Annotated in this window: 10 protein-coding genes; 3 read left to right on the top strand and 7 right to left on the bottom strand. The window is 68.8% G+C overall.

Translation table 11 applies throughout. The features are described 5' to 3' along the window. From ACWPOC_RS07210 to ACWPOC_RS07190, 5 genes are all read right to left on the bottom strand, one after another. Complete coding sequence (locus ACWPOC_RS07210; protein WP_455408279.1) at positions 1–462, bottom strand: SRPBCC family protein; 462 nt, start codon at positions 460–462, stop codon at positions 1–3. Positions 463–485: 23 nt separating this feature from the next. Further along, on the bottom strand, positions 486–1,259 hold the full coding sequence (locus ACWPOC_RS07205) for a PIG-L deacetylase family protein (RefSeq protein WP_230792013.1): 774 nt from the start codon (positions 1,257–1,259) through the stop codon (positions 486–488). Positions 1,260–1,297: 38 nt separating this feature from the next. Continuing rightward, positions 1,298–3,340 carry an elongation factor G-like protein EF-G2 gene (locus ACWPOC_RS07200; RefSeq protein ID WP_455408278.1) on the bottom strand — a complete coding sequence of 681 codons (2,043 nt, stop codon included), beginning with the start codon at positions 3,338–3,340 and terminating at the stop codon, positions 1,298–1,300. Positions 3,341–3,490: 150 nt separating this feature from the next. Beyond that, complete coding sequence (locus ACWPOC_RS07195) at positions 3,491–5,254, bottom strand: sulfite reductase subunit alpha (RefSeq protein WP_455408277.1); 1,764 nt, start codon at positions 5,252–5,254, stop codon at positions 3,491–3,493. After that, positions 5,251–10,746 (bottom strand): glutamate synthase-related protein, encoded by a 5,496-nt coding sequence (locus tag ACWPOC_RS07190; RefSeq protein ID WP_455408276.1) that lies wholly within the window; start codon positions 10,744–10,746, stop codon positions 5,251–5,253. The genes ACWPOC_RS07195 and ACWPOC_RS07190 overlap by 4 nt, the downstream gene beginning before the upstream one ends. 329 nt (positions 10,747–11,075) lie before the next feature. On the opposite strand from ACWPOC_RS07190, the gene ACWPOC_RS07185 reads away from it, so the two are divergent. Beyond that, the gene (locus ACWPOC_RS07185; protein ID WP_349536257.1) at positions 11,076–12,500 is read left to right on the top strand and encodes an aldehyde dehydrogenase family protein; all 1,425 of its coding nucleotides are present in this window, start codon (positions 11,076–11,078) and stop codon (positions 12,498–12,500) included. A gap of 27 nt (positions 12,501–12,527) precedes the next feature. Here the strand turns inward: ACWPOC_RS07185 and ACWPOC_RS07180 are convergent, their stop codons facing one another. Both ACWPOC_RS07180 and ACWPOC_RS07175 read right to left on the bottom strand, forming a co-directional pair. Further along, positions 12,528–13,325 carry an SDR family NAD(P)-dependent oxidoreductase gene (locus ACWPOC_RS07180; RefSeq protein ID WP_060654350.1) on the bottom strand — a complete coding sequence of 266 codons (798 nt, stop codon included), beginning with the start codon at positions 13,323–13,325 and terminating at the stop codon, positions 12,528–12,530. 155 nt (positions 13,326–13,480) lie between these two features. After that, the gene (locus ACWPOC_RS07175) at positions 13,481–13,777 is read right to left on the bottom strand and encodes a chorismate mutase (RefSeq protein WP_085469565.1); all 297 of its coding nucleotides are present in this window, start codon (positions 13,775–13,777) and stop codon (positions 13,481–13,483) included. A 319-nt stretch (positions 13,778–14,096) separates the two neighbouring features. Between ACWPOC_RS07175 and ACWPOC_RS07170 the strand changes: the two genes are divergently transcribed. Both ACWPOC_RS07170 and ACWPOC_RS07165 read left to right on the top strand, forming a co-directional pair. After that, on the top strand, positions 14,097–15,080 hold the full coding sequence (locus tag ACWPOC_RS07170) for a hypothetical protein (protein WP_455408275.1): 984 nt from the start codon (positions 14,097–14,099) through the stop codon (positions 15,078–15,080). A gap of 192 nt (positions 15,081–15,272) precedes the next feature. Then, a complete protein-coding gene (locus ACWPOC_RS07165; protein ID WP_455408274.1) occupies positions 15,273–16,457 on the top strand; it encodes a thiolase family protein in 1,185 nt (394 codons plus the stop codon). Positions 16,458–16,468 lie beyond the last annotated feature (11 nt).

Below are 16,468 nucleotides of genomic sequence, written 5' to 3'. Positions count from 1 at the left end.
TCATCGGGTCTGCTCGGCCGCGGCGGCGATGTCGGCGAGGTCTTGTTCGAGGGCCTTGCGGGTCGCGCGTTTCGCCAGCGGGGCGAACAAGGTCATCGCGAGCTGCGCGAAGGCCCCGAGAGGTCCGCTCTCCCCGGAGAAATCCACGGTCAGATCCGTGCCGCCCGCCGAGGGGGTCAGGTCGAAGACGGTCCGGTAACGGGCGCCGCGGGATTCGGCGACGACGACGGTGCGCCGCTCCGGATCCACCTCGGCGACCTGCATCTCCTCGGTCGCCGACTGCCCGAACATCACCCGGGTCTCCCGCCATCGCGTCCCCACCTCGTAGCCGGTGCCGTCCAGTCGTTCCACGGCCTTCACCCCGCGCAGGGTGACAGGTGCCTCGTCCAGTGCAGTGAGCACCCGCCACACCGCGGACGGTGGTGCGGCGATGTGGCGGGAGACCTCGATGCGTTGTTCCACTTCTCTCCTCGTGATCGTTCGGGTCAGAGCGGGAGCTCGGTCTCCTGCAACCCGGGCGGAAGGCTACGGCGCCGGAACCATTCGACACCGAAGGCCGCCCGCAGGTGTTCCTCGGGCATGTTCAGCATCGGCCCGAAGTCGCCGATCTGCGACTCGTAGCCCACCATCGCCGCGCGTTTGGCGCCCAGCGTCGTCGACACGTCCACGGCGGTGGTCAGTTCCGATTCCGGCAGGCCGAAGGTCTCGAGGTCCGGTGGGCGCACGTCGTCGGGGGTGTCCGGCAGCGCCGAGAGCAGCCGCATCAGATGGTCCCGGTTCGTGGATGCCTCGTAGACGGCGTCGTGTCCGGTGATCCGTTCGGCATGGACCCCGGCACGGTGGACCTGGACGTGATCGGGATGGCCGTAGCCGCCGTGCGCGTCGTAGATCGTGACGACATCGGCGCGTTCCTGCTCGATCACGGCGGCCAGCCTGGCTCCCACCTCGCTCGGATCGGCGTTGGCGAACGAATTCGGATCGTGGTTGCCGGCGGTGCCGGCCATCCCCGAATCGCCGTATCCGAAGGGCACCACCCGCGCCGCACCCAGCGCCCGGGCCGATTCCTCGAGTTCCTTCGTGCGGCGGGCGGCGAGGGATTCGCCGGGCGCGAGCAGCCCATCGGGATACTCGCCGCGGGCACCGTCGGTGGCGACGACGAGCACGACGCGATGCCCGGCGTCGGCGGCCCGGCGCATCACGCCACCGGTGAGGAACACCTCGTCGTCGGGGTGTGCGTGGAAGCACAGCAGAACGCTCATGGCGTTCATGCTGACACGCTGCCCGTCCGTTGCAGTGGTCAGTCCGACTCGCCGTATCGGGCCGCGAGGTTCTCGGGCATCGGTTCGTGCCGCAGATACTGGCGGGCGAAATCGGCGGTGCCTTGCGTGATCGCCCGCAATTCGACCGGATAGCGGCCGAGTTCGAGTTCGGGAACCTCCGCGCGCAGCAGGGCGACACCCGGCTCGGGGGATTCGGTGCCGAGCACCCGTCCGCGCCGGGCCGACAGATCGCCGAGGACCGCGCCGAGATACTCCTCGGGCACGATCACCCGCACGGCGGCGACCGGTTCGAGTACGCGAACGGTGCTGTGCGCGGCCGCATCCCGCAGGGCCAGCCCGGCTGCCGCCTGGAATGCAGCATCGGACGAATCCACCGAGTGGGCCTTGCCGTCGACCAGGGTGACCTGCACGTCGACGAGCGGATATCCCGTCGTCACGCCCTTCTCGGCCTGCGCGTACACGCCCTTCTCCACGGACGGGATGAACTGGCGCGGAACCGCACCGCCCACCACCTTCTCGGCGAAGACGACCCCGCTGCCCACCGGAAGTGGTTCGACCTCGACGTCGACGACCGCGTACTGGCCGTGCCCGCCGGACTGTTTGACGAGTCTGCCGTGGCCTTTCGCGGGGCCGGCGAAGGTCTCCTTCAGCGGCACCCGATGCTCGACCGTGTCGACCTGGACACCGTGCCGGGTGCGCAACCGTTCGAGGACCAGTTCGGCGTGCGCCTCACCCGTGCACCACAGCGCGAGCTGATGGGTCTCGGGATTCTGCTCGACGCGCAGCGCGGGATCTTCGGAGGCGAGGCGCGACAGGGCCTGGGACAGCTTGTCGTCGTCGGTGCGGGTGTGTGCCTCGATCGCGACGGGGAGCAGGGGAGTCGGGGTCGGCCACCGGTCGAGCGGGACCGGATGGTCGGGGTCGTACAGGACGTCGCCGGGTTGTGCCGTCGCGAGCTTCCCGACGGAGGCGATGTCTCCCGCCACGGCCTCGCCGACCGGGCGCTGTTGCTTGCCGAACGGGCTCGTCAGGGCGGGAATGCGTTCGCGGCTGTCGCGGTCGCCGTCGGCCAGCGCGACGATCGTGTCGGGTCGCAGCGTGCCGGAGTAGACGCGCACCAGGCTGATCCGCCCGACATAGGAGTCGCCGGCCACGCGCACGACCTGCGCGGCGAGCGGACCGTCCGGATCGCACGGCGGTGCACCACGACCGCGCTGCGTCGGTGCCGGGAAACCGGTGGTGATCAACTCGAGCAATTCGACGGCGCCGATCCCCGTCTCGTCGGCGGGGACGGCCGGGTGCAGGGTGCACGCCAGGATCTCGCGGGTGAGTCCTTCCTGCAGGGAGGCCGTGTCGAGTTGCTCGCCGGCGATGAACCGCTCCATGAGCGTGTCGTCCTGGCCGGAGATGGCCTCCACGAGACTCTCGCGCGCCTCGGTGGACACCGGGCACGGACCGGGTTCGCCGTAGCTGCGGCCCGTCAGCAGACCCATCGACCCGATCGGGCGGTCGCCGTCGTAGACGGGATAGAACATGGCCCGGAGGGTGTCCGGCCCCAGACCGAAGGCGTCGTGGCAGTCGGTGAGCATGTCGTCGAAGCTGTGCCGGGCGACATCGAGTTTGTTCACCACGATCGCGCGGGGGATCGCCTCGTCGTCGCATTCGCGCCAGAGCGCGCGGGTCGCGGCGCTGATGGGATCGGTGGCGGAGACGACGAAGATCGCCGCGTCGGCGGCGTGGAGACCGGCGCGGACCTCGGCGTCGAAGTCGGGATGTCCCGGTGTGTCGATCAGGTTGATCTTGATGTTGTTCCATTCGAGGGGCACGACGGACAGCTGCACCGACCGGCGGTGGCGCTGCTCGATCTCCTCGTAGTCGGACACCGTGGTGCCCTCGGCCACGCGCCCGGCGCGGCCGACGGCGCCCGCTGCGACGGCGAGGGACTCGGTGAGGGTGGTTTTCCCGGAGCCGCTGCACCCCACCAGGGCAACGTTGCGGATCCGGTCGGGACTGTCGGCGGTCGGTGCCTGCCGGCTGCGTGCTGCGGAGCGATCGGGCATCGAGCTACTCCCTCGTGTGACCTGCAGCACAGTCTAAGGCATTCCGATCGTCCCTCCGGGGAGGTTCGCAACACGCGCTCGAGGCTCGCAACGCCACCGGTGACCGATGGTGTTGCGAGCCTCGAGGTGCTGGTGCGTACCCCGGCCTGCTCAGTACACGTCGCGCACGTACCGCTTCTCGCGCTTGAGGGTGGTGACGTACTCGGCGGCCTGCTCGTCGCTCATGCCGCCGTGCTCGGCGACGATCTCGTGCAGCGCACGGTCGACGTCCTTCGCCATCCGCGACGCGTCGCCGCAGATGTAGAAGTGTCCGCCCTCCTCGAGCCACGCGAACAGCTCCGCACCGTGCTCCTTCATGCGGGTCTGCACGTAGATCTTCTCGGCCTGATCGCGGGAGAACGCCAGGTCCAGGCGCGTGAGCACGCCCGAGTCGACGAACTCGGCCAACTCGTTCTCGTAGATGTAGTCGCAGCCGCGCTTCTGGTCGCCGAAGAACAGCCAGTTCTTCCCCGTCGCACCCCGTGCGCGACGTTCCTGCAGGAAGCCGCGGAAGGGCGCGATGCCGGTGCCCGGACCGACCATGATCATCGGTGCGGTGTCGTCGGCGGGGACGCGGAAGGCCTTGTTCTTCGACACGAAGATGCCGACCCTGCTCTCACCGACACGATCGGCGAGGAAGGTCGAGCACACGCCGCGACGCTCGCGGCCGTCGGTGCCGTAGCGCACCGCCGCGACCGTCAGATGCACCGAACCGTCGCACGCGTTCGGGCTCGACGAGATCGAGTACGCCCGGTGCTGCAGCGGACGTAGCAGCGCCAGGAACTGTTCGGCCGACAGCTCGGGTGCGGGATCGAGCAGCAGCACATCGAGAATGTCGCGGCCCCACAACCATTCGTCGAGCGCGGCCTTGTCGCCGTGCCGCAGCACGTAGGTGAGTTCCTCGTTGCCCGTGTGCTTCTCGATCTCCTCGAGGAGATCGACGGACGGAGCGGTGATCTCGTAGTTGTAGGTGAGCAGATGCTCGAGCGTGTCGTCGTGACCCTCGGGGACGGTCGCGCCGTCGAGACCGAGCCGACCGAGGATCGCGCGTACGAGTTCGGTGTCGTTGACAGGCACCACGTTCAGCGCGTCGCCCGCTTCGTATTCGAGACCGGAATCGGCGAGCGCGAACTCGTAGTGCCGGATCTCCTTGGCCGAGTCCTCCCCGGACAGCAGCACATTCGACGTCAGCACCGCAGGATAGGGATTCTTGCGGGTCCACTGCGACTTCGCCGGGGCGGGTGCCGCCGGTGCCGCGGGGGCGGGAGCGCCGTCGCCCACGATGCCCTCGACGGCCGCGACGAGCGGCAGCGTCTCCGCGATCCACGTCGCGGCGAGCTCCTCGAACTCGACGTCGCAGTCCACCCGCGGCATGATGCGCTGCGCACCGAGCTGCTCGAGTCGCATGTCGATGAGCTTGCCCGCCTGGCAGAACCCGTCGTAACCGGTGTCGCCGAGAGCGAGCACCGCGAAGTTCATGCCGTCGAGACGCGGGGCGCTCTCGGCCGACAGTGCCTCCCAGAACAGCTCGGCGTTGTCGGGCATCTCGCCCTCGCCGTAGGTGGACGTGACGATCAGGACCTGGGCCAGACCGGCGAACCGGTCGAGGTCCATGTCGTCGAGAGCGCACACGACGGGCGCGAAGCCCTGGGCGCGGGCCGCGACCGCGGCGTCCTCGGCGACGGCTTCGGCATTGCCGGTCTGCGAGCCGTAGAGCACATGCAGAGCGGGTGCCGAGCCGGCGGTCCCGGCATCGTCGGCGGGACCACCGGAGAACAGGCGGGTCTGCATCCCGGCGACGAAGCCGGAGAGCCACGACCGCTGATCGGCGGTGAACGGGGCGTCGAGGGGAATGAACGGGCCGGTGGTGGTCACGCGGAGACTCCCATCGTGGAGGTGAGGACGTTCGGGACGGCGTTGCGTGCGAACAGTTCCTCGTAACCGGGCAGGCGACCTGCGGCGTCGAGATTCTTGCGGCTCTGCAAGAGGATCCAGCCGTAGGTACCGGGCGCATCGACCGAGCGGACGTTGCGCAGGGCCAGGGCCTGCTTGTAGTCGTTCAGGCGCTTGTCGGCGACCAGCGCTGCGAGTTGCTCGTCGGTGTGGTCGGCGATCGCCGCGAGGGCGTAGCGCTCGAGCTTCGCGACGAGGAAGAAGTCCTCGGTGAGCAGCAGATTGCGTGCGGCCTTCTGCACCGCCGGGTCGGCGACGTCGGTGGCGCCGGGCACCTTCTGCAGCGCCATCTCCTGCGCGGCGGCAAGCACCGTGTAGTTGTTGAGCAGCGCGTACATGGCCTCGGTGTCGGTCGCGTCCGGGGTGACACCACCGGCGACGGGAACACCCGAGCGGTAGTTCTCCTTGAACTTGCGCACCTGGTGCGCGACCAGCGCCGTGGCGACCTCGGCAGCGAGGGCCTTGCGCGACGCTGCGGCGAGGATCTCGTCGAGGTCCTGGTACTGCAGCAGCGCGCGCGGCATGCCGTACGCGAACCGGTGCTGCTCGACCTGCCAGTTGTCGATCAGGAAGCGGGCCTTCACCGAGCCGGTCGCCTCGACGTGCAGGTGCAGCAGCTGCAGCACCGCGGCGTTGTGGATCGCGGCCTGCGGGTCGTCGCCGGTGATCGACCCGAGGACGATCGAGTCGGCGCTGGCCTTGCGGGGGAGCAGGCCCTCGGGGTCGTACTGGTAGACGAACCCGCCCGACATGCCGTTGCCGAAGCCCTTGCCGAACTCGCCGATGTTGAGCACCGCGCCGTTGGTCATGTACTCGCAGGCGAACTCGCCGACACCCTCGACGACGGCGGTGGCACCGGAGTTGCGCACCGCGAAGCGGTCGCCGGCCTCGCCCTCGACGAACAGGCGACCACCGGTCGCACCGAAGAGCGCGAAGTTGCCGATGAGCACGTTGCCACCGCGATCGTCGCTGCCGCCACCCGGTGAACGCAGCACGATCTGCCCACCGCACTGGCCCTTGCCGACGCCGTCGTTGGCGGTACCGGTGTGCTCGATGTGCATGCCGTCGTTGCAGAACGCCCCGAAGGACAGGCCCGCCGAACCGGAAGTGGTGATGGTGACGGTGCCGTCGCGCAACCAGCGGCGTCCGCGCTCGTCGTCGAGCACGGCCGGCAGGACGCCGAGATCCTCGTGGTTGAGCATGCGCTCGATGTCGATCGCGAGCTGCGCACCGACGCTCTTGTTGTTGTTCGTCAGCTGCACGCCGTCGCCGAGCGCGACGGTGAGCTCCATCCCATCGACGAGGGCCTCGCGCAGCCGGGCCACCCACGCCTCGTCGAGCGAGTAGTCCTTCTCCATGTAGACCGGGTTGTCGATGTGCACCTCGGGCAGCACCGCGAGCATCGCCCGCAGGTCCAGCCGGCCCACGCTCGACGGGTGGTCGAGCAGGTGCAGCAGGTCGGCGCGGCCGCGCGCGTCGCGTAGCGACCGCAGACCCAGGCGGGCGAGCAGCTCGCGGGTCTCGTGCGCGACGTTGAGCAGGTACTGGGCCATCGCCCGCGGATCACCGTTGAACACTTCGGGATTCGTGGTCAGACCTGCCGGGCACTTGACGTTGCAGTTCTTCGCCATGACGCAACCGAGCATCATCAGCGCCGTGGTGCCGAACTCGAAGCTGTCGGCGCCGAGCAACGCGGAGGCGATGACGTCCGACGCCGTCTGGTGCGCACCCGAGCACCGCAGCACGACCTTGTCGCGCAGACCGTTGGCCGTGAGGGCCTGATGGACCTCGGCCACACCGATCTCCGCGGACCGGCCCGCGTACTTCAGCGAGGTCACCGAGGCGGCGCCCGTGCCGCCGGTGTTGCCGGCGACGTTGATGACGTCGGCGCCCGCCTTGGCGACACCCACAGCGATCGTGCCGATGCCCTCCGAGGAGACGAGCTTGACGATCACCCGCACCCGCGCCGCCTTGGCGTCGTGGATGAGCTGGGCGAGGTCCTCGATCGAGTAGGTGTCGTGGTGCGGCGGCGGCGAGACCAGCTCGACGCCCGGGGTCGCACCACGTGCCGCGGCGATCTCCACCGTGACCTTCTTGGCGGGCAGCTGGCCGCCCTCGCCGGGCTTGGCGCCCTGCGCGATCTTGATCTCGATCTCCTCGAGCATCGGATCGGCGAGGTAACCGGCCCATACACCGAAGCGTCCGGACGCGAACTGCTTGATGCGCGAACCGCGGATGGTGCCGTAGCGGGAGATGTGCTCGCCGCCCTCACCGCAGTTCGACATGCCGCCGACCATGTTGGTGCCGTGGGCGACGGCTTCGTGGGCGTTGGAGTTGAGCGCGCCGTGGCTCATCGCGCCCGACGCGAGCGTCGGGGTGATCTCGTGCGCCGGCTGCACCCGGTCGAGTCGCACGCTCAGCGGGGCCTGACGGACCTGCTCGAGATAGCGCGCGGCATCACCGATCGCGTGCACGGTCAGGGTGTCGCCGTAGCAGCGGTGCGAGACGATGCCGTCGCCGAAGCGGGCGACGAGCGAGGCCGCGAGCGCATCGGGGCGACGGTGGTCGTCGGCGAGCGGACCGGTCAGACGCAGGACGAACTCGCTCTCGCCGACCCGCGCGGCGGAGATTCCGCGCACGAGCATCGAGTTGTTGCCGAACCGTGCGAAGCGGCCCATCTCCTTGGTGAAGTCCTCGGCGGTGACGGCAAAAGTGACGTCGGCGGGCAACGCCAGCACGTCGCGCAGCGCCGCGGGACGTTGCGCGCGCTCGTCGGCCATCGTGCGAGCGAACGCGCGGTAGCCCGGGGTGATCTCGAAGGCATCGATCTCGGCGGGTGTCAGGGCACGGAAACCGCCGTAGCGGTACGACGCGTCGTCGAGACCGTGCGCGTCGGAGAGGCGGTGCAGCGGCAGCAGACGCAGTGCGTCGGTCAGGTCCGGCTCGGCCTCCTTCTCGACGGGCAGCGTGGACGGTTCCTCGGTCATGTCCACGAAGCCGCGTACGGCGGTCGTGCCGAACGAGTGACCGGCGCCCTCGGCGCGCTCCTTGAACAGACCCAGCAGTGGGACGTCCTTCTCGGTCTCGACTGTGAGGGCGCGACGGTGCCAGTCGGCGACGGCCTGCGCGAGGGTGGTGAAACCGACACCGCCGACCGGGGACTTGACGTTCGGGAACCAGCGCGCGAGCACCTCGTCGCTCGTGTCGAGATAGCTCGGCTCGAAGAACTCACCGCCGATGTACGACTCGACGGTGCACAGGCCGACGCGTCCCATCGTCTTCATGAGCGACTTCTCGGCGGCCTTGCGGAACTTCAGGAACGCGGCGTCGGCGTCGTCGCCGAACTTCTCCTCGGCGCGCATCTGCACCGTGAGCGGATACACCGCAGCGGCACCGAAGCCGAGGGTCGCGGCGATGTGATGCGACGAGAACAACTGTCCGGACTCGACGATAACGGACACGCGCAGACGCAGTCCCTCGTCGATCAGGCGCTGGTTGACCGCGGCGACGGTGAGCACCATCGGCAGTCCGGCGCGGTCGGTAGAGACGTGCCGGTCGGTGAGCACGGCGATGCCACCGGATTCGCGAGCGAAATCGGCAATGGCCTCGGCCGTACCGTCGATCGCGGCGGCGAGCGCGGCCGCGTTCGCCTTCGCGTCGTCGAAGACGGGGGAGTACAGCATCTCGAATCGCCGCACCGGGGTGTCGGACTGCTCGCGGATACGCAGCATGTCGAGGTGCGTGAGGATCGGGGTGGGCACCACGATCTGGGTCGTGGACGAGGCGGGTGCACCGCTACCGGGGCGGGCACCGAGCGCGACGCGCAGGGTCATGCCGTCCGCCTCGCGGATCGAGTCCAGCGACGGGTTGGTGACCTGGGCGAAGCGCTGCGAGAAGTACTTGGCCACACCGCCTTCCTGATCCGACAGCGCATTGATGGCGTTGCCGTAGCCCATCGCGGAGATGCGCTCCTGACCCGACGCGAGCATCGGGTCGAGCATGAACCGGAAGGACTCCTGGTTGATGCTGTAGGACACGTAGCGCTGGTAGCGGCCGAGATCGCCGTTGTAGCGCAGCGGGGAACCGGCCTTCTCGGCGGGAACCTCGGGCAGGGCATCGAGATCGCGACGGGCCTCGTCGACGAGCGACGCGTAATCCTGCCGGGCAGCAAGAAGTTCGAGCGCCTCGACGGTTCCGTAGGAGCGGCGCGTGCGGTGATCGAAGTACAGCATGCCGCCGGCCTCGATGCGGCCGCGACGCAGCACGGTCTCGGGCGCGAAATCGAACTGACCGGCCTCGGAGGTGACGGCGAGGTACTCCTCGGTCTCCACGGTGCGCAGCGGACGCAGGCCGAGGCGGTCGAGGCGCGCGCCGACGACGGTGCCGTTGCCGAAGATCAGCGCGGCGGGGCCGTCGTTCTTCTCCTCGTACAGCGAGAAGAACTCGAGCATCGCGCGCACATGAGGCGACAGCTCGGTGTCGTTCTCCCAGGCCGGCGGCATCATCTGCACGACGGCGGTGACGAGGTCGAGGTCGTTGTGGGCGATGCGCGAGGCCAGGGTCTGATCGAAGCGGCAGCTGTCGGACTGTCCCGGCGGGCGGATGATGTCGCGGCCCATCGCGCGGGCGAGGGCGCCCTCGAACAGCCGGTTCTTGCGATCGGTGTTCAGTTCGCCGTTGTGCGCCATGAGGCGGAACGGCTGCGCCATCGTCGGATGCGGATCGGTGTTCGTCGAGAACCGGGTGTGGAAGAACAGGGTGTGCACCGCGTGCCGCGGATCGGTGAGATCGCGGAAGTACGGGATGACCTCGTGAGAGTTCAAGCGGTTCTTGAGAACCTGCGTGCGCGCACTGAGCGAGAGCGGGTACAGCCCGCCCAGTTCCGGCTCGGTGTAGGCGCGGGCCTCGACCTCGAGGAGCACGTCGTGCAGCAGCCGGTCGAACTCGTCGACTGTCTCGCACGCGTCGGGCCGGGTGAAGATCCACTGCCGGATCGGCAGCTGGTATTTCGTTGCGGCAGGACGTAACACGCTGTCGTCGACGGGAACGTCGCGCACCGTGAGCACGGTGACCCCGGCTCCGGCGAGTGCCGACGAGACGAGTTCCTCGGCATCGGCATGCGCCGCGGGATCGGTGGGGAGGAAGAAGTTTCCGACACCGAAGTTCCCTTCCTGCAGGGGCTTTCCGGTGATCTCGGAGAAGAAGGCGACCGACAGGTCCACGTTGATGCCGGCTCCGTCGCCGACACCCTCTGCGGACATGCCACCGCGGTGCGGCACGACGCACAGGGCTTCGTGGCCGCGGGTGAGCACGTCGTGGGTCTGCACCCCGTCCTTGCGGGTGATGAAACCGACACCACAACTGCTCTTGTCCAGCGTGCTGTCGTACAGGCCGGTGTCACTGGCGTGCGTCACGGACGTCCTCCTCGGTGCATCGAATTCGGCGTCGACCGGCAGTGACGATGCGAAGGAGAGGGAACGCGTGGGAAGGCGCAGCTCCTGAGGTGCATAGACGTGTGCCGGAGACAATGTGTGTGAATGCAGACGTCTTTGTCCGAATGCGCCGTGCGTTGCGACGGTGGAGCGCGCGAGCAGCAATGGCCAGTGTAGCGCACGTGTTAACTCCGATGACGGCGGGATACATCACAACCCGCCGGGAGTAAACGCTGTATTGCGGGAGGGGTCTTCGCTACGCTCGCGCCCAACGGCGTCGACAGGCCGGCCTACGAGCAGGGGAGAGCGATATGACCGACATTCTCGACCGCACGAAGATCTACATCGACGGGCAGTGGGTGGACTCCGACGGCAGCGGCCGCATCGAGGTCGTGAATCCGGCGACCGAAGAGGTCGTCGCGGTGGTCGCCGAGGGTGTCGCCTCCGATGTCGACCGGGCCGTCGCCGCGGCGAAGGCCGCCTTCCCGGCCTGGGCCGCGCTCAGTGGCGCGTCACGTGCCGCCTACCTGGAGAAGGTCTCCTCGCTGGCGAACGAGCGCGCCGACGAGCTCACGAGGGTCGTCTCCCAGGACATGGGGATGCCCGCCCACTTCGCGCGTGCCATCCAGGTCGGTATGCCGCTGAAGAACATCGCCGGCTATGCGTCGCTGGCCGGAACGTACGACTTCGACGACCAGGAGATCGGCAACGCCCTGGTCGTGCGCGAACCCATCGGGGTCGTCGGGGCGATCACCCCGTGGAACTACCCGCTGCACCAGGTGGTGCTGAAGGTGTTCGCCGCGCTCGCCGCCGGATGCACCGTGGTGCTCAAGCCCACCGAGGTCGCGCCGCTGGTGACCTACGCGCTCGTCGACATCGTCGACGAGGCCGGCCTGCCGCCGGGCGTGTTCAACCTCGTCAGCGGTTACGGACCGGTCGTCGGCGAGGCCATCGCCGCGCACCCCGACGTCGACATGGTGTCGTTCACGGGCTCGACGCGTGCCGGCAAGCGCGTCTCGGTCGTCGCTGCGGAAACGGTGAAGAAGGTCGCGCTCGAACTCGGCGGCAAGTCCGCCAACATCATCCTCGACGACGCCGACCTCACCGCGGCCGTCACCGAGGGTGTCGGCAAGTGCTTCCTCAACTCCGGCCAGACCTGCACCGCACTGACCCGCATGCTCGTCCCCGCCGACCGTCTGCAGGAGGCCACCGCCATCGCCGAGCAGGTCGCGCGGGCCTACACGGTCGGGCTGCCCGACGATCCGTCGTCGAAGCTCGGCCCGCTCGTCAGCGGAACGCAGCAGGCACGCGTGAAGGCGTACATCGACAAGGGCGTCGAGGAGGGTGCCGAACTGGTGCTCGACGGACGCGAAACCGAGTTCACCACCGGCTACTTCGTCGGCCCGACCGTGTTCACGAACGTCGCGCCGGAGATGACGATCGCCCGCGAGGAGATCTTCGGGCCGGTGCTGTCGATCATCGGATACCAGGACGAGGACGACGCGGTGCGCATCGCCAACGACAGCGAGTACGGCCTGTCCGGCGGGGTCTGGTCGGCCGACCCGGCGCGAGCGGAGGCGGTGGCCCGCCGGATGCGCACCGGTCAGGTCTACATCAACGGCGGCGCTTTCAACACCGACGCACCCTTCGGTGGTTACAAGCAGTCGGGTATCGGACGCGAGGCCGGCGTTTTCGGGCTCGAGGAGTTCCTGGAGATCAAGACGATCCTGCGCTGACGGTGCCGCATCGTTTCGTCGGACCGGTCAGTAGTAGACCGCGCCGGGCACGCCACCGCCCACAGCGATCGCGTCGCCGGTGATGCCGATGCTGCGCGGGCTCGCGAGGAACGCGACGACGTCGGCGACCTCGCTCGCGTCGATGAGGCGGTTCACGGAGTTCTTCGCGATCTGCTGTTCGAGTTCGGCTACCGGCGTGCCGGTCTCGGCCGACTCCTCGGCCAGGCGTGCCGCCAGCCGCTCGGTGCGGGTCCGGCCGGGGTGCACCACGGTGACGTTGATGCCGTGAGGGCCGAGTTCGTCGGCGAGGTTCTTCGTCACAGCCGCAACGCTGACGTTCCGGACCGTCTGGGCGATGGAGTTCGCGCTGCGCGCACCGAGGCCGCTGATGTTGATGATCCGGCCCCAGCCCTGTTCGATCAGATAGGGAGCGACGGCGCGTGCGGTGCGCAGGCAGCCGAGGACCTTGATCTCGACCTCGTTGCGCACGACGTCGTCGGTGGTCGCGGCGAAGTCCGTCGGCTTGTTGGCGCTCCAGGGAGTGGCGGCGGAGTTGACGAGGATGTCGACCCCGCCGAGTTCGGCGACGGCCCGCGCGACCAGCGCGTCGACCGAGGCCTGGTCGCCGGTGTCGGTGGGCACGGGAACGATTCGTCGCCCGGTCTCCTCCGAGAGGGTCTTCGCTGCGATGTCGAGATCGGCCGCGGTACGGGCCGCGATCACCACGTCGGCGCCTTCGGTGGCCAGTGCCCGCGCGATGGCGTAGCCGATGCCGCGGCTACCGCCGGTGACGATGGCCCTCTTCGCGGTGAGTCCGAGATCCATGCTGCTCCTGTCCGTTCTTCGGGGATGTCCCGACGGTATGCCGACAGGGGAGCGGGCGGCCACGTTTGCGACCGGCGTGATGCGAATCGGTGGACGGCTCCGGGTACGGCGACGGCCCCCGCACCGTGTGGTGCGGGGGCCGTCGGTTGTAGGTCTCAGGCCTTGCGGGTGCGGCCGAGGCGCAGCAGCGTCATCGCGAGCGTGCTGCCGTCGGTGCCGAGTTCGGCGAAGCGTCCCAGGACGGCCATTTCCTCGGCCTGTGCTTCGCGGCTCGCGTCGGTGCCCTTCGCGGATGCTCCGGCGCGCTGAACGAGCTCCGAACGCCGCTTGATCACCGCGAGCAGCTGAGCGTCGAGCTCCTTGATCTGCTCGAACAGCTCCCCGAGCTCTGCCTCGGCCGACGAAGCTTCGCCGACGGACGCGATGCCAGGCGAATCAAGCTGGACAGTCATGCAGACTCCTCCGGTCTCGTCTGAATCGTCACAGATTGTGTCGTGCTCACGCCTATAGGTGTTACCGACACGTAGGGAAAAATTCTCGCGAGACTCTCCCATGCGCGTCCTGTCCCTTCAGAAACGGCCGTGACCTGGTTCAACACTCTGATGACCGAGGGGTATGTTAATTGTCACACCGACCGGTGCCAACTCGTGTGCCCGTCGGTGACATCGCGCCCGAAGGGTCCGCATCGGGTCCGCCGCTCGAGGTAGCGTTCCGGCCGACCGGCAGGGCCGAGGACGTCGGGGCTCCTCGGTACACCGGGAGGGGAGACCGATGCGACGACCTGTTGTCCCGTGGGGTGGGCGCGGCACGGAGGCTGCGACTTCCGACACCGATGCGACTACCGACACCGAACCGACTTCCGAGACCGAACCGACGTCCGACACCGATGCGACGTCCGGCACCGAACCGCCGAGCGAATGGCAGCACGGCACGCGCAATCTGCACGTGTACGCAGCGGCCGGCGCGGCGGTGCTCGTGGCGGTCTTCGCCGCGGCCCGCGGAGCGGGGGCGTGGAGCACCGATTCGGTGGGTGCCGACCGCTTCTATTCGATCCTGGCGCTGCTGATGCTGCTGACGGCGGCCTTCGGAGCCACCTTCTGGTGGCCTGCCGGATCCGGGGGTCGGCGACCGTCGTCGTCACCACCGAGCCGCACACCGCGGGTCCGGTACGTCGAGACGGCCGGTCGCGGCGGTACCGAGATCGGGGGCCGCCGTCCCGTCTTCGGTCTGCTGCTCGTGATGGTGCTGTGCGGGACGTTCCTCTCGCTCGGCGCCGCCGTGGAAATCGTGGTCGGGAACGAGGGGCTACCCCTCGTGGCGCTGGTGCTGGCGTTCGTCGCCGGGGTGTGCCTGGCCTTCCTCGTGGAGGTGGCACTCGGGCGCATCCGGGCCGGTTCGCTCGTTCTCGGACCGGACGGGATCAGGTTGCGCGGCTGGTTCGTGGAGTCCTACCTGCCGTGGGTCTCGGTGCGGGGTCTCCGTGCGATCGACCGGGGGTTCCCGGAGATCTGGATCGAGGGGCACGGGTCGGCGGCGTGGGCGCGTCGACGCACGAGTCGGGTGTTCCTCTTCGAGCGACTGCCGCCCGAACCCCGGATCGAGGTGGACTCACGGCATCTGGCTGTCGATCCCGTGCAGTTGTACCGCTTCCTCGAGTTCTATGTGGAGCACCCTCGCCACCGTCGTGAACTGGGCACACCGGCCGCTGCGGAACGTCTCGCGGAGGGTCCTCCGTTCACCGTCGACGACGAGTGAAAATGACGTAGTCAGTATTGTAGAATGGCGTTTCCGTTCCCGTTCCTGCAACGCGTGTTCGGACCTTCGCAATTGCGGCACTCGGTGCCGTAGCATCGAGTCAGACGCTTCGGGAGGACGCCTTCCCGAAGATCCGTGCGCTCGGCGGTGCCGGCGCGTGGACCCCAGGTGTTCGACCAGATTGGACGAGAAATGACCGCTCCGGAACGCATCGTCATCGTCGACGGCGCACGCACCCCCGTCGGCAGCTTCGGCGGCGCACTCAAGGACGTACCCGCGCACGAACTCGGCGCCACCGCCGTACGCGAGGCGCTGCAGCGCTCGGGTGTCGCAGGTGAGGACATCGACGAGGTCGTCATGGGCTGCATCGGTCAGGTCGGTGCCGACGCCTACAACGCCCGTCGTGTCACCCTCGCCGCCGGACTTCCCGTCTCCACCCCGGCCCTGACCGTCAACCGCCTGTGCGGCTCGGGTCTGCAGGCCGTGTGGTCCGCGGCCCAGGAGATCCGGTGGGGTGCCGCGGAGATCACCGTCGCAGGTGGCGACGAGAGCATGTCGCGCATGCCGTTCTACGACTTCGGTGCCCGCAACGGCTACAAGCTCGGCAACCGCGAGCTCGTCGACGGCACCGTCGGCATGCTCACCGACCCGTTCAGCGGACAGCACATGGGTGTCACGGCCGAGAACGTCGCCCGCGAGTACGGCGTCAGCCGCGAGCAGCAGGACGAGTTCGCCCTCGAATCGCAGCGCCGCGCCGCCACCGACGCCGCGAAGGCCGCCTTCGCCGAGGAGATCACCCCGGTCGAGATCGGTGGCCGCAAGCCTGTCACCGTCACCGAGGACGAGCACCCCAAGCCCGACACCACCCTCGAGGTGCTCGGCAAGCTGCGTTCGGCGTTCATCAAGGACGGCACCGTCACCGCCGGTAACGCCTCCGGCATCAACGACGGCGCTGCTGCGCTCGTCCTGGCCCGCGAGTCGGTCGCCCGCGAACGCGGCCTCGGTGCCTCCGTCGTACTCGAGTCGGTGGTCACCGCGGCGATGGAGCCCGAGCTGATGGGCTACGCCCCGACCCTCGCGCTGGTGAAGCTGTTCGAGCAGAACGGCCTGACGCCGGCCGACATCGACACCGTCGAGCTCAACGAGGCATTCGCCTCGCAGGCCCTCGCGGTGGCGCGCGACGCCAAGCTCGACCCGGAGAAGACCAACCCCTACGGCGGTGCGATCGCCCTGGGCCACCCGGTCGGCGCGACCGGCGCGATCCTGACGCTGCGCGTCGCCAAGGACCTGATCCGCCGCGATCTCGAACTCGGCGTCGTCACCATGTGCATCGGTGGCGGACAGGCACTCGCCGCGCTGCTGCGCCGCGTGGCCTGATCCGGGCGCCT

This window comes from Rhodococcus sp. 5G237 (assembly GCF_053764735.1).
Note: the sequence above shows the minus strand (reverse complement) of the source record. Positions and strands in the feature narration are given on the sequence as shown.

Excerpts from the sequence above, each read along its gene's own strand:
- ACWPOC_RS07185 (WP_349536257.1), top strand. The coding sequence starts at position 11,076 with ATGACCGACATTCTCGACCGCACGAAGATCTACATCGACGGGCAGTGG.
- ACWPOC_RS07180 (WP_060654350.1), bottom strand. The coding sequence starts at position 13,325 with ATGGATCTCGGACTCACCGCGAAGAGGGCCATCGTCACCGGCGGTAGC.
- ACWPOC_RS07170 (WP_455408275.1), top strand. The coding sequence starts at position 14,097 with ATGCGACGACCTGTTGTCCCGTGGGGTGGGCGCGGCACGGAGGCTGCG.
- ACWPOC_RS07175 (WP_085469565.1), bottom strand. The coding sequence starts at position 13,777 with ATGACTGTCCAGCTTGATTCGCCTGGCATCGCGTCCGTCGGCGAAGCT.
- ACWPOC_RS07165 (WP_455408274.1), top strand. The coding sequence starts at position 15,273 with ATGACCGCTCCGGAACGCATCGTCATCGTCGACGGCGCACGCACCCCC.
- ACWPOC_RS07205 (WP_230792013.1), bottom strand. The coding sequence starts at position 1,259 with ATGAGCGTTCTGCTGTGCTTCCACGCACACCCCGACGACGAGGTGTTC.
- ACWPOC_RS07200 (WP_455408278.1), bottom strand. The coding sequence starts at position 3,340 with ATGCCCGATCGCTCCGCAGCACGCAGCCGGCAGGCACCGACCGCCGAC.